The sequence below is a fragment of the Maribacter sp. genome, from assembly GCF_039968975.1.
Taxonomy (GTDB): Bacteria; Bacteroidota; Bacteroidia; order Flavobacteriales; family Flavobacteriaceae; genus Maribacter.
Genome location: NZ_JBDVOT010000222.1, coordinates 1 through 25,627, shown reverse-complemented (window position 1 = coordinate 25,627; position 25,627 = coordinate 1). Strand labels below are relative to the sequence as shown.

Genomic DNA, 25,627 nt, shown 5'->3' with positions numbered 1-25,627 from the left:
TTTTTTTGATAAAAAGTAATACGCTTTACGTACATGGTTACCAATGTACCGTTCATCACTTTCCACTTCTTTAATTTTACTTAATCTATATACACTAAACTCTTTACTTTGTTTTTATTCTACTATTCAGAATCAACTTCATTTAACCTAGTAGCATTCTCATTTGAATACTGATTTTTTGCCTTTAACAACGCTTCGCGATGCCTTACAACCTCACCTATAATTATAATAGCTGGGTTAGACAGCTTTTCTTTTTCAACTACATCTACTATAGTAGACATGGTAGCAATACCGATTTTTTCGTTCTTGCGTGTACCGTTCTGGATTATGGCAATGGGCATATTTGATTTGCCTTCCTCCTTAAATAATTCTACTATTTGTGGAAGTTTAGACATACCCATTAATATGACCACTGTTGCGCTGCTTTTAGCTGCCAAAGCAACATCAGCAGATAATTTATGCTCTTTAGTAGTTCCTGTAATTACCCAAAAACTTTCTGACGAACCTCTTTTTGTAACTGGTATGTTTTGATATGCAGGTACACTTAAACTTGATGAAATACCTGGCACCATGGCAACTTCCAATCCGTGAGAGGCAGCATATTCCATCTCTTCCGATCCACGACCAAATACAAAAGGATCACCACCTTTTAACCGTACTACGTGTCCCGCAGATTTTGCCCTGCTAACAATCAACTCATTTATTTGTTCTTGCTGATATGCATAACAACCTTTTCGTTTACCCACAAAAATTAACTCTGCGTTCTGGGCATACTTCAACAAGTCTTCGTTAACCAAGGCATCATATAAAACCACATTGGCATTTTCCAAAGTTTTGATCGCTTTTAAAGTAATCAATTCTACATCACCAGGTCCGGCACCTACAACAGTTAATCTCCCTTGACCTTGCGAGGGAGCATCAACTATTGAATTGATTGTTTTTTGATTGGATAGATTGTTGGTATGCATGTTATGCTTCTGCTAATTCTTGTTCTCTAAATTTCGCTACAGTCTCTAAAAACGCTTTTGCATCTTTAATATAAGATGTTGCAAACTCTTTTGTTGGTGCATTTTGATTCAATTGAAGTACCAATTTTTCAAATCCGCCAGCAACAGCAATTCGACCTTCGGCAACAAATTTCTCATCAAAATCTTTAATGATACTTGCGTGTGTATTTACCTTTGTATTCTCTGACGTCAACATAGCCTTTGCAGAGTTTACCATTGAAGAATATGCGTGATAGATACTTGCAGACCATTTTTCATCTTTGAACATACGCTCAGCATTCTGTATTTTCTCCTCACTTTCAAAAAGTAACGTTGCAATTAAATCTATAACCACACCTGCACATTCACCTACACCAATTGCTTTCTCATAGCGTTCAGTATTACCCCAATCGATAAAATCTTCTGGCGTTAAATCATCTATAGAAGATAATGGTGTTAGGAAGTCATAAAAGTACATTTGACCTTTTTCTGCATAATAGTCCGGAAAAGATAAGTCTCCGCCATTAGCATCAAAATCATTAAGAATTAAACGCAAAGCTTCAGGACCTCTTTTACTTGGTACTTTAACAACCTTATCCGCAAAACGACCTTGACCATTACCATCTGTACTACCACCTAACAATACTTGTAATGCCGGGGCTACTAATTTATCTTTTGTACGAACCGACATTCCTTGAAAACCAATATTCGCCATATTGTGTTGACCACAAGCGTTCATACAACCGCTGATTTTTATAACAACATCTTCGTTATTGATATAATCAGGATATTCTGTTTTTATAACTCTTTCCAATTCTTCGGCTATACCTGTACTACTTGCAATACCTAAATTACAAGTATCAGTACCTGGACAAGCAGTAATATCCAATGCCTTATTATAACCGGCATCAGTAAAACCTAACTTTTTTAGTTCCGAATAGAAAAAGGCTATATTTTCTTCTTTTACAAACGGGATCAATATGTTTTGACGCAATGACAACCTCAACTCCCCAGCAGCATATTTCTGAACTAAGTTCGCTAGTAAACGCGCCTTATCTGTATAAAAATCACCTAATAGCACTTTAATACCCAAAGCGACATAACCTGGTTGTTTTTGTGCAATAACATTTGTTGACTTCCACAATTCAAACTCTTTTTCATCCTCTATTTCAACTGCAGGAACTTCTAAACTAGAAACTTCTGTTTTAGGGTAGTCTTCTGGATTTATTGGAAAAGAATCAAAAGGGACAGCAGTCTTTTCTGCAGCCAACAATTCTTTGAAACCATCTAAGCCTAAATCCTTTAACAAAAATTTCATTCTTGCCTTAGCTCTACTCTTACGTTCACCGTAGCGATCAAAAACACGTACAACTGTTTCCATCAAAGGAATGATCTGGTCTACCGGTAAAAAGCTATATAGCTCATCCGCATGTCTTGGCTGTGAACCTAATCCGCCACCCAACATGACCTTAAAACCAACTTCTCCATTTTCAATTTTAGCAATAAACCCTAAATCATGCATGTAAGACAAACCAGTATCTGCATCACTAGCGGAGAAAGAAACCTTGAACTTACGTCCCATTTCTTGACTCACAGGGTTTCTAAGAAAATATTGGAACAATGCATGTGCATATGGCGAAACATCAAAAGGTTCGTCAACATCTATACCCGCAGTTTCACTTGCCGTTACGTTACGTACCGTATTACCGCAAGCCTCCCTTAAAGTAATATCATCCTTTTCTAATTCTGACCAAAGCTCTGGTGTTCTATTCAGATCTACATAATGGATCTGTATATCTTGACGTGTAGTAATATGTAACCTACCTGTAGAATATTCATCCGATACATCACAAATACGCAATAATTGCTTGGAGGTAACTTTACCATATGGCAATTTAATACGGATCATCTGAACCCCTTCTTGACGCTGACCGTATACTCCACGGGCCAAACGTAGGCTTCTAAATTTCTCCTCATCTAATTTGCCGCCGTGAAACTCATGAATCTTGCGTTCCAATTCTAAAATATCATTCGCAACTACTTGATTCTCTATTTCTGTTCTAAAACTCTGCATCGTTAGGTATTAAGTATTCAGCACCAAGTACTGAGATAAATTATTACTATATTTTGCCTATAGATTTTATAGACTTAATGAAAACGATCAATATTAAAATTGACCTTTTATATTTAACTAATGAATCCGGCTCCTACCGTACTATTAGATTTAGTATCTATTAATATGAACGAACCATTTGTTCTATGATCTTTAAATTGATCGTAAAAAATTGGCTTATTTAATCGAAAACTTACTTGTGCAATATCATTCATACCCAATGCATCTGTTTCCGTATCTATACCTGAATAATCAGGAGCAATCTTATGATGAACCTGCTCAACTTTAGCCAACACCTTGTTGACACCATGTTGCACTATGTATTTATTTCCTGCGGCTAATGGCAATGAATCCATCCAAGATATAGTGGCCGTAAACTGCTTGTCTACCGTTGGTAAATCTTCAGCTTTTACTAACATATCTCCACGGCTTAGGTTAATCTCATCATTTAAAGTGATAGTAACCGAAGAACGCCTTGATGCCGTTTTATACTTCTTATCGTGAAAGTATATATCTTTTATAGTAGAACGTGTTTGTGACGGAAGTGCTACTACCTCATCACCAACACTTAACTCCCCGCCATATACTTTACCAGCAAAACCTCTAAAATCATGATGCTCATCGGTCTTTGGACGGATAACATATTGCACCGGAAAACGTGGTGTACCTACATTGAAGATATCTTTTCTATCCAAAGCTTCAAAATGCTCTAACAAAGACTGCCCTTTGTACCACGGCGTCTTATCTGAAAGATTTACTACGTTATCACCTTTTAAGGCACTTACCGGAATAAATGTGATTTTCTGATCTTGATAATCTCTTTTAGACATTAATTCCTCAAAATCTGCTTTGATGGCATTATATGTTTCTTCAGAATAATCTACCAAATCCATCTTATTAATCGCTACTACCACATCTTTAATGCGTAGTAGGTTATTAATGAAAAAATGTCTGTTTGTTTGCTCGATTACACCCTTACGTGCATCGATCAATATAATTGCCGCTTGAGATGTAGATGCACCGGTAACCATGTTACGCGTATATTCTACGTGCCCAGGAGTATCTGCAATAATGTAACTTTTCTTTGCCGTTGAGAAATAGATATGAGCTACATCTATAGTAATACCTTGCTCACGCTCTGCTACCAAACCATCTGTAGCCAAAGAGAAATCTAAATAATCATACCCCTTTTGCTTACTGGTCTTTTCAATTGCCTCTAACTTATCGCTGGTCAAAGATTTTGTATCATAAAGCATTCTACCAATCAAGGTGCTTTTACCATCATCTACACTACCTGCCGTTGCTATTTTTAGTACTTCCATTTTTATGCTGTTAGCCCTTAGCTTATAGCTTTAGACTTTTAATATTATTGTTATTGCTAGCAGGTAATTATTAAACTGCCTACTGCTACTGAATACTGCTTTCTAGAAGTACCCTTGTTGTTTTCTTTTCTCCATTGCCGCTTCAGATCGTTTATCATCTATACGTGCACCACGCTCTGAAATTGATGAATCCCTTATTTCCTCTACTACTTTATCAATTGTTTCTGCATCTGAAAGTACCGCTGCAGTACAAGACATATCACCAACTGTACGGAAACGAACCAATCTTTCTTCTACCACTTCATCTTCCTCCCTAAATACAATACCGTCTTCTGCCGACCATATCATACCATCTCTCAAGAATGTTTTTCTTTTATGTGCAAAGTAGATTGACGGAATTTCTATTTGCTCTTCTTTAATGTAAGACCACACATCTAATTCTGTCCAGTTAGATATTGGAAAAACTCTTACGTTCTGACCCAATTCTATTTGCCCGTTCAACATATCAAACAACTCTGGGCGTTGATTACGCTCATCCCACTGTCCGAAATCATCACGAACAGAAAAAATACGTTCTTTAGCACGAGCCTTTTCTTCATCTCTACGTGCTCCACCAATACAAGCATCAAACTTAAATTCTTCAATGGCATCTAATAAAGTTGTGGTCTGCAGGCTATTTCTACTAGAGTATCTACCTGATTCTTCTTTTACTTTACCCTGATCAATTGAATCTTGTACATTACGTACAATCAACTCCAACCCTAATTCCTCTACCAATCTATCTCTAAACTCAATAGTTTCCGGAAAGTTATGACCCGTATCAATGTGCATTAATGGAAAAGGAATTTTGGATGGCCAAAACGCTTTTTGCGCCAAACGAACCAATGTAATTGAATCTTTTCCTCCTGAAAATAAAAGAACCGGCTTCTCAAATTGAGCAGCAACTTCCCTTATGATATAAATAGCCTCATTTTCAAGCGCATTTATATGGGCAGTATCTTTTAAAAGTTCTTGGGATGGTGTTACTTCCAATTCCGTACTTGTATTACTCATTCTATATTTTCTTAGATAAATTATCTTATTCTTTTCTACGACCTACGCTTAACTATGTAATCCACACTCCCTGTTTTCCAAAACCTTGGTAGGATCAAAGTAGTTATGCTCGTTAGGTAGCTTATATTTTCTTAAATAGGCATCTAATTGTGTATCGTTCCAGTGGTAAAAAGGACTCACCTTTAACACGCCGTCTTTGCTTAGACTTAAAATATCTAAACTATCACGGTGTGCAGTCTGCCCTTTTCTCAGGTTCGTAAACCATACATCTGGCTTAAATTCTGCCATAGCTCTTTTAAAAGGCTCCAACTTAACCTGCTCAGTAAATAATGCATGTCTTGGATCATCTATTTGTGGAATACCCATAACAGCATCTCTATGCGCAGTAGTCTGCTTAGGTACAAACAATTTTACGCTCAAATTCAATTTGCCGATTATCTCATCTGCATGTTTGTACGTTTTAGGAGTATTGTAACCCGTATCGCACCACACCACTGGAATATCTTTTTTTACACCAGATACCGCATGTAAAATAGCCACTTCATATGGTCTAAAGTTTGTGGTTACTACGGGAGTAGTAGCATGCTTTACTGCCCAAGAAATAATTTCTTCTGGCGGTATACCCTTAAATTGAATGTTCAACTTTTGAACCTGTGCTTCTGTCAATGCCATAATCCTTTTCTTTATTATTTACCCCACTTTACTAAATTCCAAAAACGCTCGTGAAAGAAATACAATATCATTTTTGTTACAAAATCTATAGAGGCAATTGATGCTGCTACCGAAAACTTACCCGTAAGTAAATAGGATATAACCAATGTATCTACGGTACCTATCACTCTCCAACTGAAAGCTTTGGCAATACTACGAATTGGCTTTTCAGATGTTTTATCATCTTGATACGTAGTTTTGTTTTCCTTTTTATTTAATACAAGTTGATCTGCAATCATCTTTTACTTAATTTTTATTACCCTACTAATTTAATAGAGTTTTCAAAAATAGTATTATTTTCCAATGTAGTCGCCCTAATTTTAGATAAATTTCATTTACCCTATAGATTTAGTAGATTATTAACAAATGGGCGTTAAAAATTTATAATTCGCAATGAACTGATGCCCTGCGCATTAAGATTTTATTGAAAATTAGAATTTAGGAGATGATATCCTTTAAAGTATTATTTCGGTATACATCTAAAGCGCTATCCCTAACTTGAAGCATTAATTTGTGAACAGAACAGGTATTCTCATCAGGACAATCATCACAGGTTTCATAGAAATTAAGACTTACACAGGGTACCATAGCAATTGGTCCTTCCAAAACTCTCATAACATCTGTCATGGAAATTTCTTCTGGGGTTTTCAACAAATAATAACCACCGCCTTTGCCTTTTTTAGAACCTAAAAAACCTGTCTTTCTTAAGCTTAGGAGTATACTCTCCAAGAATTTTTGAGAGATATTCTCCTTTTCAGCGATTTCTGAAATTTGTACAGGTTTCTTATCAGGCTGCGACGCTAAGTACGCCAATGCCTTTAAACCATATTTTGTCTTTTTCGAGAGCATGTTGCTAAGATAGCCAAATATTAAAAATATTAACAAAATACTTGAACACACCTTTTTTACGTTATATAGTTCCAAATCAATTATACCTACTTATGAAAAAAGTATTTTTATTTACGCTTATTAGCGTATTTACGCTAGTTTTCCTCTCTTGTTCAGATGACGACAGCATTGGCGTTTCTAACGCAAGTGAGTCTCAAATTAGTGGTACATGGAACCTTACCGCCCTTGAAACAAAAGACGGCAAGTCTGACACTAATTTTGACGGAACATCTATACCAACAACGTTTACTTCTGTTGGTAAAGATTTTGATACTATTGTTATTTTTTCTGAAGAACCACAAATAGTAACCAGTGAAGGATCATATACAACCGTGACAACTACTACTGTTATGGGTGAAACCTCTACAGAAGAAGAAACCGGAGAAGACTTTTTTGAAAGTAATGAATGGCGATTGAATGGAAGCATTCTTTATTTTGGTACTGGCGAAGAAGAAGTTGGTTTTACCATTACAGAATTAACAAATTCTAAAATGTCATTACGATATGAGTTAGATGAAACTGTAGATTTTTTAGGGTTCGAAACTAGCATTAGTGCGACCTACAATATGACTTTAAGTAAATAAACACCTAATTTTATCATATAAAAAAATGCCCGGTATATACCGGGCATTTTTTGTTTCTACTATTATTCGACTACCCTAATGCTTGAGCAATATCTGCTATAATATCATCGATATGTTCTAAGCCCACCGAAATACGAACTGTACCGTCAGATATACCTACTGCAGCGCGTTCTTCTACACTTAACTTACTATGAGTTGTAGATGCTGGGTGCGTTACTATGGTTCTTGAATCTCCTAAATTGGCAGAAAGAGACAACAACTTAATAGAATCAAAAAATTCTCTACCTGTTTCTAAACCTCCTTTTACTTCAAAAGCTACAACGCAACCACCTGCTTTCATTTGCTTTTTGGCAATCTCATATTTAGGGTGCGATTTTAAAAATGGGTATTTCACCCAATTCACTTTATCATTAGCTTCCAAGAATTCAGCTAATTTTAAAGCATTATCACAATGCCTATCTACACGTATTGCCAGCGTCTCTAAACTTTTGGAAAGTACCCATGCATTAAATGGCGATAACGCGGGACCTGTTATACGCGAAAAACGGTAAACTTTATCCATCAATTCTGCACTACCTACCGTTATACCTGCCAATACCCTACCTTGACCATCCATCAATTTTGTTCCTGAGTGAATAACCAAATCCGCTCCAAACTTAATGGGCTGCTGTAAATAGGGAGATGCAAAGCAGTTATCGATTACCAGAATCAAATTATTCTTTTTGGCAATCTTTCCTAATTCTTCCAAATCCAACACATCTACACCAGGATTCGTAGGCGTTTCCGCATATATTATTTTTGTTTTCGGAGTAATTAGACTTTCAATTTTGTCCAATTCATCTATCTTAAAATAGGTATGGTCAATATTCCACTTAGGAAAGAAGTTCGTGAACAATGAATGTGTTGATCCAAATATACTTCTTGCCGATAATACATGATCACCACTATCTAACAATGCCGCCAATGTAGAAAAAACAGCTGCCATACCAGATGCAAATGCAAAACCGCTTTCGGCACCTTCCATTTGGCAAACTTTATCTATAAACTCAGATGAATTTGGGTTTGAATATCGAGAATAAATATTACGCTCTTTCTCTTCTGCAAATGACGCTCGCATATCTTCTGCATCTTCAAACACAAAACTAGAGGTCAAGTACAAAGGAACGGAGTGCTCCAAGTTCTCACTTCGTTTTAACTGTGTACGTATTGCGTTCGTTTCAAATTTATTATTGTTCTTGCTCATTGTACTATTTCTTCTTTATTCGTATTTCTACTTTCTTGCACTTCGTACTTTTAACTTTGTACTTTTCATTATCCTTTCTCCGCAATTCTCAATATATCTCCAAATACACCTCTGGCGGTAACTGCCGCGCCTGCACCTGCGCCTTGTATTACCAGTGGATTTTCTCCATAAGACTCCGTGTATATTTCTATGATGGAATCTGAACCTTTTACTTGCCCTAAAGCACTTTCTTTAGGTACTGAAATCAGTTGTACATCTAGTTCTCCCTTTTCTTTTTGCAAGTTACCATGCAAATCGCCAACATAACGCAATACGTGATTTGGTTTCTGACTCTTTTTAATCTTATCAAATTTAGCGTCCAATACATCTAAATTTTCTAAGAACAATGCTACCTCTCCGTCCTGCAATTTCTGTGGAATAAGATTATCAATATTTATATCTGCAAACTCATTATGCAAATCTAACTCTCTTGCCAAAATCAACAACTTTCTACCGACATCATTCCCTGATAAATCTTCACGAGGATCTGGCTCAGTAAAACCTTGTTCCATAGCATCTTTTAAAATAGATGAAAATGGCACGTCTGATTCTGAGAAGGTATTGAATATATAACTCAAAGATCCTGAGAACACTCCTTTTATTCTGGTAATATTCTCACCGGATAAATGCAATAACTTAATCGTATCTATCAAAGGTAACCCTGCACCAACATTGGTCTCATACAAATACTGCTTCTGATTTTTCTGTAACTCTTCGCGTAGCAATTGATAAAAATCGTATCGTAAGGTATTGGCAATTTTGTTCGATGACACAATATCAAATCCGCGTTCTACAAACTCAAAATAATTAGCTACAAAATCTTTACTTGCCGTATTATCTATAACTATTAAGTTTTCTAAATGATGACGTTTTGCAAAATCAAAAACTTCATCAACTTTATATGATTTTCCTTTTTGTTTTAGGTTCGTTTTCCAGTTTTTGGTAATTCCTTTCTCATTCAATAAAATCTTTCTAGAATTGGCAATTCCAAATACACGTAAATCTAGTTTTTTACGATCCTTAATAGTATTGGCAGACTTGAGAATTTGATCGATCAGCGTACCTCCTACATTACCATGTCCAAAGACAAGAATGTTTATCCTTTTACTAATACCAAATACTTGACCGTGCATAACGTTTACAGCCTTATGCAAATCAGACTTTTTAACCACCAAACTCACATTATTACCTGACACCGTGTTATTAAACAACAAAGGCACAATCTGGTTTTTAATCAACGCATTAAATGGATTATGGAAGGTACTTAAATCTTGACCTACAATAGATATGATAGAAACATCGTCTATCACCGTAATCATATTCACATCTTTAGATTCAAAATCATTACTGAATTCATTCTCTAATGCCAATTTCGCCCTTTTTGCCTTGTCTTTCTTTACTACAAGACCGATACCTCGCTCAGAAGAACCCTGAGAAATAATACTAACACTAATATTACTTGACTGTAACGCCTTAAATATTCTAGCATCTACACCTACTTTACCTAACAAACCACGACCTTCAATATTGATCATAGCAACATCTTCTATCACTGAAAGCGATTTAATACCTTCCTTGCTAGATTTTGCACTGATCAACGTTCCCTCATTATCATCGTTATACGTATTTAAAATACGCAACGGAATATTCTTTTCTATGAGCGGAATTATCGTTTTAGCGTGCAATATGGTAGCTCCAAAATTTGCTAGCTCATTAGCTTCTTCATATGACAGATTTTCAAGCTTTTTAGCTTCTGGCACATAATCAGGATTCGCAGTATATATTCCGTCTACATGCGTGTAGTTCTGTAATTCTTCAGCGTCTAAAAAATTAGCTAATAAAGCTGCCGAATAATTACTACCGTTTCTTCCTAAGGTAGTAGTTTCCCCATCTAAAGTTGAAGAAATAAAACCGGTTACAACCGCTACGGTATCTTTAGGAATTTCAGCAAATTTTAATAACACCTGTTCTTTTGATTCTGCCTCTAAAACTTTAGCATCACCAAATGTATTGTCGGTTTTAATAACATCGCGCGTGTCTACCAATTTTGCCTTGATGCCTTTACCTATCAATAATTTAGTAACCAATTTCGCTGAAATCAACTCGCCATAAGCCAAGACCTCATCTTTGATTTTTGCACTGTAATCGCCTAATAATGAAACACCTTCATACAACTTTGCCAAGCCTTTAAACTCTGCAGATAAGCTAATGTTTTTATAGGTATGCTTCTGATATTTTTCTAACGCCTCAAAGTCAGCTATATAATCTTTGCCCTTCGCTGCTTTCTCCAACATCTCTTCTAACTGATCTGTTGCCTTTTCCCTAGCGGATAAAACAATGGCAATGTTCTCGTCATTCTTAACCTTATTTGCAACAATATCTAAAACGCGCTCTAGTCCTTCCCCATTACTTAAGGACTTACCACCGAACTTCAAGATTTTAATTTTCTTGATGTTGCCGTTGGTATTGAATATACCACCTAGCAATTTTTCCATTTGGTCAAACTCGATCAAAAAGGCATCATGCCCATGTAACGACTGTACTTCACCATAGGTTACGTTGCTCTTTGCCTGCGCCAATTGCTTAAACGTATCTTTATTTTCTTGTGCAGTAAAGAACATGTCAGAATCAACACCAATGATATGTATGTTGGTATCACTATTTTGCAGCTTAATGAAATTTTCATCTCCACCTCTAGTAACATCAATTGTCTTCAATAACTGATTCATCAACTTGTAAGCCGATAATTGAAAACGCTCTTGCAGCTTATCGCCATGATGCATTAACCAGCTCTCTACATTAAAAACCTTTAGCTCCTCGTTCGTACTTCTTTTGAAGCGCTCTTTAAAGGAAGCCGGTGTTCTATAACACAACATTGCATGCATACGAGCATCATGTACAGGCTGCTTAGAATTTACCAAAAATTGCTCTTGAATCTGACAATTGGCAATTAACCAGTCGGTCGATTTCCAATCTGATGCTACAGGTATTAAATGCTCTGTCAGTTCTGGTTGCAATGCCGCCATTTCCCAAGCTATACCACCACCTAATGACCCTCCGATCAAAGCAAACAAACGGTGTACTTTTAACTGCTGTAGACCTAACAAAAACATTCTTGCTACATCACCCGCCACAAAATCCTTATAGTTTTCAATCACAAACTTATCATGACCGTTACCGGGAATATTGAACGCCAAAATGGTATACTTTTGGGTATCTATACATTTCTCATCACCTATAAGTGCAGACCACCAACCATCTTCACCTGTAACATTAGAATTACCGGTGAGGGCATGATTTACCAAAATTATAGGCGCTGTGTGCAGCTCTTTACCAAATACCTGATAAGATAATTGTATGTCTTGAGAAGCACCGCTTAAGGTCTTATATTTCTTAATCTGTAATTGATGTAGCATCTATTTCAAAATCAATTTATGGCTTGGCTTTAACTTCGATTAGCCACCAGCACTAGTATTTTATTTTCAAATAACCGGTTACTTGAGCTTTACTCAGCAACCGATTGTTCTGTTTTTTTTTGCTTATAACTTGTTCATCAGTCTAAATTAAAGACTAGCAAACGCCTGTTCTAAATCGGCTTTTAAATCTTCAATATCCTCAAGACCAACCGACAAACGAATTAAATCTTGACCAACACCGGCGCTTTCTTGCTGTTCTGCCGTTAATTGTTGGTGTGTTGTACTTGCCGGATGAATGATCAATGACTTTGTATCACCAATATTAGCTAACAGTGAGAATATTTTAGTAGCATCGGTCACTTTCTTGGCAGCCTCAAACCCACCTTTAACACCAAAAGTTACCAAACCGCTTTGTCCTTTTGGCAAATATTCTTTTGCCAACTCATTGTACTTATTGCTTTTTAGTCCAGGATAATTCACCCATTCTACTTCTTTTCTACCTTCTAACCAAGTAGCCAATTCTAATGCATTTGCACTATGCTCCTTGATACGAACCGGCAAGGTTTCCAAACCTTGAATAATCTGAAAGGCGTTAAACGGACTCAATGCTCCACCAAAATCACGTAAACCCTCTAATATCAATTTAAAGGTAAATGCAGCAGCACCCAATGCTTCGCTATACACCAAACCATGATAACCTGCTGATGGTTCTGTAAACTCAGGGAATTTTCCGTTGGTCCAGTCAAACGTACCTGCATCAATAATGGCACCACCTAATGATGTTCCTTGCCCTCCAATATATTTTGTCAAAGAATGAATTACCAAGTTTGCTCCGTGCTCTATAGGGTTTAATAAAGATGGCGTAGCCACTGTATTATCTACTATAAATGGAACACCTGCCGCTTTAGATTCTTTTGAGATTCCTTTTAAGTCCAATACATCTAACTTTGGGTTTCCTAATGATTCTACAAAGAATGCCCTAGTGTTATCTTGTACTGCTTTTCCAAAATTTTCAGGATCTGAAGCATCTACAAAAGTTGTTGTAATGCCCAATCTTGGTAAGGTTACATTCAATAAATTAAACGTACCACCATACAAACTACTTGACGCCACAATGTGATCGCCCGCTTTCAACAAGGTCAATAAACCTGTAGAGATCGCCGCTGTTCCTGAAGCAAAAACTACTGCTCCTACCCCGCCTTCTACTGCAGCTAATCTGTCCTGTAAAATTTGATTGGTAGGGTTATTCAATCTTGTATAAATGAAACCTAATTCACCTAGTGAAAATAAATTTGCCGCATGATCCGTATCATTAAAAACATATGACGATGTCTGATAAATAGGCACTGCTCTAGTACCACCGTTAGTAGTTGTATCGTGACCTGCGTGTAATGCGTTTGTTGCTAATTTGTGATTACTCATGATTTTGTTGTTTTAAAAATTGTTTAAATAATTAAAAGCCAAACCTTGACCAGCATACTATGCGGGTAGGTAAAATCAAAAAGTTATAAGAAAGTAATATCGAAGAAAATTCGATTACTGTTATCCATCCCCTAAGGGTAGAATGTAGCACCTTCTTTGTATAGAACAAAGGGTTGCTAAGGTTTCAAAGGGTCTAATCCCTCCACCTTTCTTGATAACTATTCAATACGTGTTTGAACTTTGGGCTACAAATATTAGTCAGAAGTTTGTAATAACCTAAGATTTTAAGAAAAAAATATAATTTGAAGTTGTGTTGTTATTTTTCTGTGGGTCTTTAAAATTAAAACATGCGTGGTTCAAAATATGCTACAAAGTCAACATAAATGTGTTTTTAAAGTAAAAAAAAAGAAGCACACGTGTTCCAAACCTGTTCTCGATACACTTTCTACCTCATGAAAAATGAGGTAGAAAGCACTCGAACTGACATTCTTACCATCAACCGAAAATGAACAACGATTAGCGATTAACCCGCAACAAAATCACTTGATCATCCCTGCACTCTTATATTTATCTATGTACTTCTGATCTTGCTCTGGGGAGTCTTTATAATATTTACGCATCTCCTCTAAATCTTTCTTTAGTTTCTTCACCGTAGCTGCGTATGCCGGATCACTGTAGACATTGTTCATTTCGTTCGGGTCTTTAACTCGATCATATAATTCCCATTCGTCAACATCATAATAAAAATGTACTAGCTTAAATTCTTTATTTACAATACCATAATGTCGTTTTACCATATGTACCGATGGATATTCATAATACTGATAATACACAGCATCTCTTGTCCACTTATCTTTTTCTCCTTTTAATAACGGAATGAGACTTTCTCCTTGCATATCGTTTGGCGGATTGATGCCTACCGCTTCTAACATAGTCTGTGCGAAATCTAAATTCTGAACCATTTCATTTTCTACGAAACCTGGTTTTACCACATTTGGCCAACGTACCAATAACGGAGTTTTAAAAGATTCATCATAAATAAAACGTTTATCGAACCAGCCGTGTTCCCCTAAATAAAATCCTTGATCAGAGGTATAAATTACTATCGTATTTTCTGCCAATCCGCTTTCATCTAAATAATCTAGCAATCGACCTACATTATCATCTACCGAAGAAATACTACCTAAATAGTCTTGCATATATCGCTGGTATTTCCATTTCATTTTTTCGGTATCGGTCATCTTTGGCCAATTGTTGTAGAAGAAGTCATTGATGGAATCTAACACTGGGTCATACAACGCTTTTTGTTCAACCGTAGCTCGGTTATACGGACCATAAAAGCTATTTGGAAACTCTTCTACCACAGGAAGAACTTTGCCTTCCATTTTAGCTAAAGTTTCTGGTCGTATTTTGCTATCATGACTATACATCATATGTGTCAACAAATTCATTTCCGCTGTTTTAGCTGCAGAACCTCTATTGCTATAATCATCGAAAAGCGTTTCCGGTTCTGGGAATGTTTTCTTAGTGAATTCCTTAAACTTATCTGGTCTTGGCCACCATGGTCTATGTGGTGCTTTATGCAAATACATCATCATAAAAGGTTCCTCATTTGAAGCTTCTTCCTTTAACCAATCTAACGACACATCTGTAATAATATCGGTTACATAGCCTTGTTTTGTAATGGTATCACCATTAGTTACAATGAAATCGGGATTAATATAATGCCCCTGACCCGGTAGAATCATAAATTCATCTACTCCTTTTGGACTGTTACCAAAATGAAGCTTTCCGAACATTGCCGTTTTATACCCATTCTCTTTAAATATTTGCGGAAAGGTGACTTGCGTAGTATCGAACGGAAAGTAATTATCTACTTTACCGTTAATATGCGTATGCTTACCAGTCAAAATCGTTGCACGCGATGGTGCACAAATAGAGTTGGTAACACTCGCATTTGTAAACAACATTCCTTCTTTTGCCAAACGATCAATATTGGGCGTATTCAACAATTTATCATCATACGCGCTTATGGCTTGATAGGCATGATCATCTGACATAATAAAAATAATATTGGGCTTTTTCTTTTTGTTTTTTTGAGCCTCTGTATTAGTAGGCAGCAAGAAAAAAATGCCTGCTACGACTATAATTAGATAATTCATTTCAGTTGTTGTTGTTGTTGTTGTTGTTGACTATTACTAAAAAAGAATATGTTTAACTATGATGAAAAAAATGTCCTAATCATTTTCTATAATCCAATGCCGGTTCTCTGTCTCCCAATAATGCTATATATTTAAAATCGGCTCCTCTTCGTTCATTAAATTCAGCTTTTACCTTAGTTAACAAAGCTGGTTTTTCAAAAATATCTATTGCGGTTAGTGCCATGGTTTTCGCAGCGACCATCATGCCTTTATAGCCAATGTCCGTACCACCAGCTGCAACGGCTTGCCAACTATGTGGCGGAGTGCCAGGCACCCAAGTTGCCGTTCTTACTGCTGCCAAAGGAGCATTCCAACTTACATCACCTGTATCGGCAGAGGCTTTCCCATACGTAAATACCATTGGTTTGATTTTGCTTGCACTTTCTATTTCTTTTGGTGTTTTTAAAGATTTTTGAATTTCCTTGGCAAAAGCAACTTCTTCTGACGTATAATTTACTCCTCCAACAATTTCCATATTCTTATGCATTAAAGTTGCCAAAACCTCATTTGGCAATCGATCATAAGTACCTCCAATAATTTCATAGGACATTTCAGTTTCCGTTCCTATAGCTGAACCTTCGGCAGCTTTAACCACTCTATCCCAAACAGCTTTCACTTCCTTTCTATTGGCATGTCTAACCACGTAATATACCTGCGCCTCTTCTGGCACAATATTAGGTGCATCGCCACCTTTGGTGATTACATAATGTATACGGGTTGATTCTGTAGTATGCTCTCTCAACATGTTCACCAAATCATTCATACCTTCGACCCCATCTAAAGCAGAGCGACCTAATTCCGGAGCAGCTGCAGCATGAGAAGAAACTCCCTTAAAAGTAAATTTACCAGAAATGGTGGCCAAATTTGTACTTGGATTGGAAGTATTTTCATCTCCTGGATGCCAAGAAACTACAGCATCAACATCATTAAATAGCCCAGCTCTGACCATATATACTTTTCCTGAACCTCCTTCTTCTGCGGGAGTTCCATAAAATCGTATAGTTCCTGATTTTCTAGTTGCATCTAACCAATTCTTAACGGAAATAGCTGCCGCCATAGAACCCGTTCCAAATAAATGATGTCCACAAGCTTGACCAGGTGCATCTATCACTCTAGATTTTTTAATAGGCTCTGCAGATTGAGACATGCCGGGCAGAGCATCAAACTCGCCCAATATTCCTATAACAGGTAAACCCGAGCCATACGTTGCCGTGAATGCTGTAGGTATGCCTGCCACACCATTTTCTACTTTAAAACCTGCCGCACTTAGTGTTTCTTGCAATAATGCAGAACTGTTCTCTTCAAGATACCCCAACTCCGGATTTTCCCAAAGCTCATTTGCTATGGCTTTATAGGTATTAAATTCTGCATCTAAACTTTTTAATACTTCCTTTTTATTTTTTTGAGCTGTTGTACTCAATGAAAACATGAATAGCATACCTGATAGAATGATAATTGCTTTTTTCATTTTATTACGGTTTGGTGGGTTTAACAATTTTTATTCTCAGTGTTTTACTCCAACACAGAAAATTCAATACTAGAATCTGTAAACACCGTATGTGTTTGAGTTTTAAAGTCAGACTCATCTGCTTTAAAGATGTTATCTACATACGTCTGCGGATTCAAATCTATTAATGGGAACCAGGTGCTTTGCACTTGTACTTGCAGCTTATGGCCTTTTTTAATGGTATGGAACACATCTTGCAACTTAATTGTAACATCTGTCTTTTGGTTCGCTACAAATGGTTCTGGATTGGCAAAACTATTTCTAAATCGACCTCTCAACACCTCGCTACGTACCATTAAATGATAATTGCTCATCTTCAAATGGTCTTGCATGCCTTCATAGGCTGGTTCATCTGCCGGGTGAACATCGATTATTTTAACGATCCAATCTGCCGCAGTTCCTGTAGTGGCTACTTTTAACTTCGCCAAAATATCACCCGCCAAGGTCATATCGTTTTCCATCACATCGGTTTCAAAAACCAATACATCTCCACGACGTGCCGCAAAACGCTGGTCGTCTGTCATATATTTTCTTGGTGTAAACACCGTTTTAATATCTTCTGAATATGGAACCGGTTTTTTAATATCGCTGATGAACTTTACTTCTTCTACTTCTTTTGGCTCAAAAGTCAATTCTTGATCTGCAGATAAGTACATGTCTTTTTTAACTACGCCTGCTGGCGGCCAGGTATCATAGGTCTTCCAATCTTTACGACCAGTATCAAAAACGTATGCTTCTGGCAGCCCACTATTTTTATCTCCGTTTCCTTTTAGGAAATGATCAAAGAATTTGGTCTCAATATTCTCTTGAAAAAATTCTGAAATTCCGTCTCCAAAATAATAGTTACCTACAATATTCTGACCTTTTCTACGTGCCCATGCACCGTGATCCCATGGTCCAAAAACCAAGGTATTGTAATTATCGGCATTGTACTTTTCTATATTCTTATAAGTTTCTAATGGTCCGTATAAATCTTCCGCATCAAACTCTCCTGCAACGACCATTGTTGCCACGCTAGACTTTACATTTTTTAAATGTTGAATCAAGCCCTTACTCTGCCACATTTCATCATAATTGGGGTGTTCTTTAAGTTCGTTCCAGAAATAATCATCAGTAACACCTTCTTTTGCCATACGTGGCGTATCTGTAGTTTCATATTCAAAAAAGCGATCTAGGTTTTTCAGCGGACCTTCATCTAAAAAGAATTGGTACTGATCTTCGGTCGGCAAATCTGGTAGTGTATACCACGCCGTATCTATAGGTTTATCACCATCTGGTCTTGGAGTACCAAATAATGATGTTGCTCTAAAATAACTCAACAGATATGCTCCATTATGGTGAAAATCATCAAAAAAGAAATCGGCTATACTTGCTTGTGGCGATGCTGCTTTTAAGGCTGGATGTGCATCTACAACGGCATAGGTGGAATAATACCCGGGATACGAGATTCCCCATATACCTACATTACCATTGTTATTTTCAACATTGTTTACCAACCAATCAATAGTATCATAGGTATCTGAACTTTCATCAATATCTTTCTCAGATTCTTTATTCGGTTTAAAAGCGCGCATGTTTTCATAATGGCCTTCGCTTAACCAACGACCACGAACATCTTGGTAGACCACAATATAACCATCTTGCATCATGTGAATATTAGGACCAATTTTCGACTTGAACTCTCCTTCTCCGTAGGGTTGTGAACTATAAGGAGTTCGTTGCATAATAATTGGATATTCTTTTGAAGTATCTTTAGGAGAATATATGGTGGTATGAAGTTTAATACCATCTCTCATGGTGATATCTACTTCTTTTTTCGTGTAGTTATCTTGAACATAGGTTTCAGAAACTTCTGGTTCAGCCTCTGCTACTTTAGATGCTGTTTTTCTACAGGAAACAAGTACTGTAGCTAGTAAAATAAAGGTGAAAAAGTGTTTGATGGTAATCTTTGGCATGTCTTAAGAATTTGAATTCTTAAAGCTAAGAAAGTTTACTCGATTTTTGAAGGTTTATATATAGGTAGACGCAGGAAAATGTTGTCTTATTTAAATACCTGGGTAGAAGTGTGCCAAATTACATCTCTGTATAGTAATTATGTATTAAAAATAACTAGACAGGCTAAATAGCATTTAAAAATAAATGGAGTAGTGTAGAAAAGAAAAATACTTCACAAATACTATCAGAAGCCAGCATTTATGAAGCAATTGTAAACAAGATTATATCATGAACAATTTTCGCACAAGCATCAGTATGCCAGAAAAAAAATCGTTTTTGTACTCTTGGATAGTGGTCTCTTGGTGTAGTTGATTTTTCATGAATTTAGTGTTTAGCGGGATGGAATTTAATCAGAAAAAGGAATTAATGCAACTGTTTTTTCAGATTTTTCCAAATCAAAGTCAGTACTGATTTTTACTGAATGGTACTCTTTTTTTGATGCATCAAGTACAACAAATTCAGAAATAAGGTCTGTATCTTTTGAACATGATTGCATGGCTACACAAGCCAAAATGGCTAGGATAATTCTGTGGGGTTTTGACATGGCATTCGTAGGTTAAGTTATTACTTTAATAGGTTTTTCAAAGATGTTACACTTCTGAACAGTGTTAAAAACAAATTGACATTTGGGACTTCAACCTGTACTTGACGCTGTGCGTTTTTCGTTTGTACTATAACTATATATTTCATCTTTTGTAGGTGGCGAGATTTGGGATTCTCTAATTATTACACTTTAAATATATGTAATCTTTTTCCTACAAAATATATTTTGTGGTCAAACTATACTAAGTTGTTGTGAAGGGGTGTTAATTGGCTTGTGAGGTAAATTTAGCACATAAAAAAAAGCTCCTATAAAGGAGCTTATTATTTATTTACAGAATAGTATTGTAATTCTAAAGACCAAACACTGATTTTATCTCTGCTACTTTATCTAATTTTTCCCAAGTAAACAATTCTACCTCTTTTTCTATACGCCCGTTATAAGGCGATTCAAAAACCTTGGTAACCATAGTTGGTTGTTTACCCATATGACCATAAGCTGCGGTTTCCAAATAAATTGGGTTTCTTAACTTCAATCTATCTTCAATAGCAAAAGGTCTCATATCAAACAACTCTGCTACTTTCTTTGCAATGTCACCATCGCTCAACCCTACTTTAGATGTACCGTAGGTATCTACATAAATAGATGTAGGTTCTACCACACCTATTGCATAACTTACTTGTACTAAAATCTCCGTTGCTACACCTGCAGCCACTAAATTCTTAGCTGCATGACGTGCCGCATATGCCGCACTACGATCTACCTTACTTGGATCCTTACCACTAAAGGCACCACCACCGTGGGCTCCTTTACCACCATAAGTATCAACAATAATCTTACGACCTGTTAAACCGGTATCTCCATGAGGACCACCAATTACAAACTTACCTGTTGGATTAATATGATACTTGATCTGATCATCAAATAACTTCTGAGTTGCTGCCGGAAGTTGCTCTTTTACTTTTGGAATTAATATTGAAATAATGTCTGACTTGATTTTCGCCAACATTTTTTCATCATCTGCATCAAAAGCATCGTGTTGTGTAGAAACTACTATAGTATCTATACGTATTGGCTCATTGGCATCTGAATATTCTATAGTAACCTGCGCCTTGGCATCTGGTCTTAAGTATGCAATTTCTTTTCCCGCACGACGTAGTTCTGCCAACGTGTGCAGAATTTTGTGCGAAATATCCAAAGCTAAAGGCATATAATTCTCGGTCTCGCTAGTTGCGTAACCAAACATCATACCTTGATCACCTGCACCTTGTTCTTCCTTTGAACCACGGTCTACACCTTGGCTAATATCTTGAGACTGCTCATGTATTAATGAAATCACCCCGCAAGAATCTCCACTAAACTGATATTCTCCTTTTGTATACCCTATATTATTAATGACTTCACGGGCAATGTTCTGTACATCTAAATAGGTACCGCTCTTTACTTCACCTGCCAATACAACTTGACCAGTAGTCACCAAAGTTTCACAGGCTACCTTACTCTCTGGGTCAAAGGCAAGAAAATTATCTAATAATGCGTCACTGATTTGATCCGCAACTTTATCCGGATGTCCTTCACTAACAGATTCTGATGTAAATAAATATGGCATAACAATCTTTTTATTCTAAAAGGATTTGAACGAATGCCGAAAAGAAGTGTGATGCGATACGATATCAGCATCAACTGCTTTAGCATTTTTTTTGCTTTATACCCTAAGGTTAAAACAGAGGTTGCAATCAGTCAAATCCCTCCTCTTTTTTTTAATTCAGATGCAAAAATAGAAAAAATGTTCTGTTCAATATCTTAATATGATGTTATTTATTAACTCAAATAAAAGATTTCATAATTACAGCTCAAAAACAGCCATATTACAGATCATACTTTACAGAAAGTAATACATAACGCGGTTGTACAAAATAGGCTTGAGTACTAAAGTAAAGTTCATTTGTACTATCGCGATTTAGTGTGGTCGTATTTAACAGGTTAGTTCCTTTTATTCCATACTCCCAACGGCTATCCTTTTTTTGATAAGATAAGTTAGACTCTAAAAAACTATAGGTATTGGATATCGTATCTGCTTCATCAGTATAATTGAAATAATCATAATCTACAGTAAAAATGAAGTTTTTTAGAAAGCTGGCATCAAAACGAGCATAAGGCCTGCTAGTAAAGAATGTTGTTTCTAAATCGCCATTTTCATAATTGTTCACGGTATATCTGTATCCCAATTCTAAATTTGGAGCATTTTTAAAATTCGTAGATAAAGCGCCCGTATAATTTTGTGTCAATGAATTTGATGTACGCTGCTCGTCATCAACAAGGTTATTTGTAGTTGACCACCCTAAGTTACCTTGTATAGATGCTTTTATTTTACCAAAAGTACGTTCGTATTTTCCGCTGGCCGTTAAAGACTCATCATCAAAATTAGAATTGATGGTACTACTCACCCTATTAATACCTATTATGTTAACCCCACTTTTTAGCGCATCAATTCTTTTAGTATACGCAACGTTGGCAAAAATATTGGTGAAATTGAACATATTAAAGCTAAAGAAATTAAGCGACACATTATGGTTCAACGCACTTTCTAAATCGCGATTACCGCTATACAACGAATTGTAATTATTAAGCACATAACCTTGAGCAAAATTACTGACATCTGTAAAGGACCGTGTTACCCGATAATTAAATCGAAGATTTTCAGATTTTTTTAGTTGTGCGTTAATATATAAGTCTGGCAACAACGACGTTAAATTATCTTCTACCACTGTACCCAACTGCTCATTCTTTACATTGAACTGATGCAAGGTTACACCTGGGTTAAAAGTGAATATTCCTGAAATGACTTTGTAATGTAAACCTGCATAAACATCTGATACGTGAAAGGCTACTTCATTTCCAAATTCATCTCCGTTCATATTTAAAATAGCATCATCGTCTAAAATTTGAAAAATGTTTGAGTTGAAGTTCTGATTACTCTGGGTTGTTCCCAAGGTTAAATTGATATTGCTTTTGCTACCCAACACCCGGTAATAATCTACTTTAGCATCAACCTTATTCGTTACTACTGTTTTAGCCTGATTAATATTGTATAAATCTTGATTCTCATCTACCGGAAAAATATCTACAAAGGCAAATTCGTTTCGTATTGCCTCATAAAAAGGATCTTCATCAGCGTATAAATATTGTGCCTCTACCGCAAATATGTTCTTTTCGTTCAACGTGTAGTAGATATTTAAATTCTGGTTTACCGATAAAGGTTTCTGCGTTTTCACCTCATCAATTTCATCGGTAATGGAAGAAATGGAAAGTACATTAACTTCCTCCCTATCATCCGATTGTTTTAAAAGGGCATCATAATCTAGCTGAAAATTTTCATTTGGTTTGTATTTCGCACTTAATTTTGCCAAACCTAAATGTATGGTCTGATCTGTATTCGTGGTCGTGCTCTCTATATCATTACTGGCTATATATGATGTAGTTCCTTCAGATTTCATGAGCGTACCCGTATAAGAATAAATACCAAATCCGCTTAAATCTAAACCTTCAGTTGGTGCATAACTGAAATTTGCCGCTGCAAATTTTGTGTCAATATCGTTAGCCCTATTATTCTGCGCCGAAGAAAGACCTAAACCATCTGCGCCCGTAGAAATAGAACTACCACCTCTAGAATTCAAATCCCTAAAACCACCAGTGAAATTTCTATAATCGCTTCGGGTAAATGGCACTTCACCAATATTATTTAAATCGGTAATGATATTAATACTGTATTTAGGACTATAATAAAATAATTTAGGGTGTGCCAAATACCTATCATCAGGTCCATAACCTGCCGTTATTTCTCCAAACCAAAAGTTCTTTTTTCCTTCTTTAAGCTTAATGTTCAATGCAACATTGTCATCATCATTGGTTAACCCTTTCATCTGAGAAATCTCATTGAAATTACGCAACACCTCAACTTTGCCCAATGCATTTGCCGGAATGTTCTCTACAGCCAATTTAGTATCACCATCAAAAAAATCTTTGCCTTCTACCATTACCTTGCTCACGGTCTTACCCTCTACCTCTATTTGACCGTCATCGTTAATCTCAATTCCCGGTAGGTTTTCAAGAACGTCTTTTAACTTCTTTTCAGTACCCGATACAAAGGCATCGGTATCATAGACTATAGTATCTCCTTTTACCGAAACAGGCATTTCATAGGTAACATCAACTTCATCTAATTGTGCGGCTTGCTCTTGCATTACAATATCTTTTACAGCATCTTGTTCACCCGCAGTAAACGTAAATGATTCTGGCTTAAAACCTAAATAACTTACTTTAACCGTATACTGTTCTCCTGTTTGTAATTTTAATTTAAAAAGCCCGGCGTGGTTGGTAATTCCGTAAGATTCTAAACCTTGTGTAGCGGTATTTATGGCAATAACATTTGCCATATCTACACCAATGCCTAAACTGTCTTTTACGGTACCAGATAACGATATCTCTTGAGACGAACCTATTGCTGTCACCAACAGCAACAGTATTAAAAGCAATTTATTTTTCATGTGATAACTATAAAAAGAATGAAATTATGATGTACTGATTTTAGTTTGGTCTACCGCCACCACGACCTCCACGGTTTCTAAAATTCTCTCGCATTTCTTTCATCTTTTCCTGAGATATTTCATCATACTCGGCCTGAGTAACTTTTTTACCTTTACTAGGTGCTTTTATTTCCATTTTCTCTGACGGATTCATAGTTATTTCTGAACAGACAATAGTTGTAACATCATCGTTTACAGCTAATATTAACCCTGGCAGACCCCAATACAATCCCGGACCTTGATTAATAGGGATTTCAGGTGTATACCATGCCTCTATTTCAACTTCTTTAATAGTAAACTCCTCTTCTTTTTTAGCTTCATCTTTATTTTCTTCTCCCCTACCCGGTCTTCTAAAAACGGCGCTCATATTTGGTCGTTTAATAGTCTTTGTAGCAGTTGCCTTAAACGCAGTGTAATTCCCAATTTTCTTAGATTCACTACCCATTTTCCAATCTAATGCTTCTAATTCATCATCAATCAAGAAAATCTTACCCAGTAGCTCATTTTTAATCAGATATTGTTGATCCTGAATATTTTTATACAAATCACCATCATTACCTGCCATTGCACCAAAACGCGGTCCTCGACCTCCACCACCTGTGCCTGGCTGATCTAACTTTTCCTCAACTTTATAAATGGAGGCAACCTTATCAAAAGTTAACACAAAAGTTTTTTCATTAGCTTTTTTTATACGTTCCATCATATCTTTCTTTCTATCTTCTGGTATATTTCTATTGCCAAAATCAAAGTTTACCTGAGTTTTACTCTGGTATACCGCTTTACCCTGAAAGTCTTGTGCTTGCATGCTTACACCCATAAAAACAATCACAAATGCTATAAACCACGTATATTTTATCATGTCTTAAAATTAAATTCAAGAGTATGACATCATTTTTTGCTTTTGGTTTAATCGATTGTCGTTAATAAATGAATAGAGGTAAATATTTTTATGCCATACAACAAATATGTTTTTACTTCCTGTAGTTATCTTGTATCTTGTACCATTGAATATTCTTAGGA

At 36.3% G+C, this 25,627-nt stretch carries 18 protein-coding genes and 1 riboswitch; of the genes, 1 reads left to right on the top strand and 17 read right to left on the bottom strand.

The genetic code is table 11. The annotated features are described in order from the left end of the window. Positions 1–122: 122 nt before the first annotated feature. The 7 genes from cobA to ABJI11_RS14960 all read right to left on the bottom strand — a co-directional run bounded on the left by cobA (position 123) and on the right by ABJI11_RS14960 (position 7,034). A complete protein-coding gene (cobA, locus tag ABJI11_RS14990; protein ID WP_348353907.1) occupies positions 123–968 on the bottom strand; it encodes a uroporphyrinogen-III C-methyltransferase in 846 nt (281 codons plus the stop codon). A 1-nt stretch (position 969) separates the two neighbouring features. Further along, positions 970–3,060, bottom strand: coding sequence for a HEPN domain-containing protein (locus tag ABJI11_RS14985; protein WP_348353905.1), 2,091 nt, complete (start codon positions 3,058–3,060; stop codon positions 970–972). Between the two features lie 113 nt (positions 3,061–3,173). After that, the gene (locus ABJI11_RS14980) at positions 3,174–4,421 is read right to left on the bottom strand and encodes a GTP-binding protein (RefSeq protein WP_348353902.1); all 1,248 of its coding nucleotides are present in this window, start codon (positions 4,419–4,421) and stop codon (positions 3,174–3,176) included. A 102-nt stretch (positions 4,422–4,523) separates the two neighbouring features. Continuing rightward, positions 4,524–5,474, bottom strand: coding sequence for a sulfate adenylyltransferase subunit CysD (gene cysD / locus ABJI11_RS14975; protein WP_276494579.1), 951 nt, complete (start codon positions 5,472–5,474; stop codon positions 4,524–4,526). A gap of 48 nt (positions 5,475–5,522) precedes the next feature. Beyond that, positions 5,523–6,146, bottom strand: coding sequence for a phosphoadenosine phosphosulfate reductase family protein (locus ABJI11_RS14970; RefSeq protein ID WP_348353898.1), 624 nt, complete (start codon positions 6,144–6,146; stop codon positions 5,523–5,525). A gap of 14 nt (positions 6,147–6,160) precedes the next feature. After that, positions 6,161–6,424 carry a DUF2061 domain-containing protein gene (locus ABJI11_RS14965; RefSeq protein WP_276494581.1) on the bottom strand — a complete coding sequence of 88 codons (264 nt, stop codon included), beginning with the start codon at positions 6,422–6,424 and terminating at the stop codon, positions 6,161–6,163. A 199-nt stretch (positions 6,425–6,623) separates the two neighbouring features. Continuing rightward, entirely contained in the window at positions 6,624–7,034 is a 411-nt protein-coding gene (locus ABJI11_RS14960) for an Rrf2 family transcriptional regulator (protein WP_276494582.1), read from the bottom strand. Between the two features lie 92 nt (positions 7,035–7,126). Between ABJI11_RS14960 and ABJI11_RS14955 the strand changes: the two genes are divergently transcribed. Beyond that, the gene (locus ABJI11_RS14955) at positions 7,127–7,657 is read left to right on the top strand and encodes a hypothetical protein (RefSeq protein WP_348353895.1); all 531 of its coding nucleotides are present in this window, start codon (positions 7,127–7,129) and stop codon (positions 7,655–7,657) included. Between the two features lie 70 nt (positions 7,658–7,727). Here ABJI11_RS14955 and ABJI11_RS14950 read toward each other — a convergent pair whose 3' ends face one another. From ABJI11_RS14950 to ABJI11_RS14905, 10 genes are all read right to left on the bottom strand, one after another. Beyond that, positions 7,728–8,900 carry an aminotransferase class I/II-fold pyridoxal phosphate-dependent enzyme gene (locus ABJI11_RS14950; RefSeq protein WP_348353892.1) on the bottom strand — a complete coding sequence of 391 codons (1,173 nt, stop codon included), beginning with the start codon at positions 8,898–8,900 and terminating at the stop codon, positions 7,728–7,730. Positions 8,901–8,968: 68 nt separating this feature from the next. Next, complete coding sequence (thrA, locus tag ABJI11_RS14945; RefSeq protein WP_348353889.1) at positions 8,969–12,355, bottom strand: bifunctional aspartate kinase/homoserine dehydrogenase I; 3,387 nt, start codon at positions 12,353–12,355, stop codon at positions 8,969–8,971. A gap of 147 nt (positions 12,356–12,502) precedes the next feature. Further along, positions 12,503–13,777, bottom strand: coding sequence for an O-acetylhomoserine aminocarboxypropyltransferase/cysteine synthase family protein (locus tag ABJI11_RS14940; protein WP_348353886.1), 1,275 nt, complete (start codon positions 13,775–13,777; stop codon positions 12,503–12,505). Positions 13,778–13,894: 117 nt separating this feature from the next. After that, a riboswitch (SAM riboswitch) is annotated at positions 13,895–13,998 on the bottom strand. A 318-nt stretch (positions 13,999–14,316) separates the two neighbouring features. Next, positions 14,317–15,939, bottom strand: a complete 1,623-nt coding sequence (locus ABJI11_RS14935) for a sulfatase (RefSeq protein ID WP_348353883.1) — start codon at positions 15,937–15,939, stop codon at positions 14,317–14,319. A 79-nt stretch (positions 15,940–16,018) separates the two neighbouring features. After that, complete coding sequence (locus ABJI11_RS14930; protein ID WP_348353881.1) at positions 16,019–17,446, bottom strand: amidohydrolase; 1,428 nt, start codon at positions 17,444–17,446, stop codon at positions 16,019–16,021. Positions 17,447–17,490: 44 nt separating this feature from the next. Next, positions 17,491–19,440: a CocE/NonD family hydrolase gene (locus ABJI11_RS14925; protein ID WP_348353878.1), complete on the bottom strand. Its 1,950-nt coding sequence runs from the start codon at positions 19,438–19,440 to the stop codon at positions 17,491–17,493. A 386-nt stretch (positions 19,441–19,826) separates the two neighbouring features. Next, the gene (locus tag ABJI11_RS14920) at positions 19,827–20,024 is read right to left on the bottom strand and encodes a hypothetical protein (protein ID WP_348353875.1); all 198 of its coding nucleotides are present in this window, start codon (positions 20,022–20,024) and stop codon (positions 19,827–19,829) included. A gap of 349 nt (positions 20,025–20,373) precedes the next feature. Beyond that, positions 20,374–21,630: a methionine adenosyltransferase gene (metK, locus tag ABJI11_RS14915; RefSeq protein WP_348353872.1), complete on the bottom strand. Its 1,257-nt coding sequence runs from the start codon at positions 21,628–21,630 to the stop codon at positions 20,374–20,376. A 259-nt stretch (positions 21,631–21,889) separates the two neighbouring features. Further along, positions 21,890–24,568, bottom strand: a complete 2,679-nt coding sequence (locus ABJI11_RS14910) for a TonB-dependent receptor (RefSeq protein ID WP_348353869.1) — start codon at positions 24,566–24,568, stop codon at positions 21,890–21,892. Positions 24,569–24,608: 40 nt separating this feature from the next. After that, positions 24,609–25,466 carry a GLPGLI family protein gene (locus ABJI11_RS14905; protein ID WP_348353866.1) on the bottom strand — a complete coding sequence of 286 codons (858 nt, stop codon included), beginning with the start codon at positions 25,464–25,466 and terminating at the stop codon, positions 24,609–24,611. Positions 25,467–25,627 lie beyond the last annotated feature (161 nt).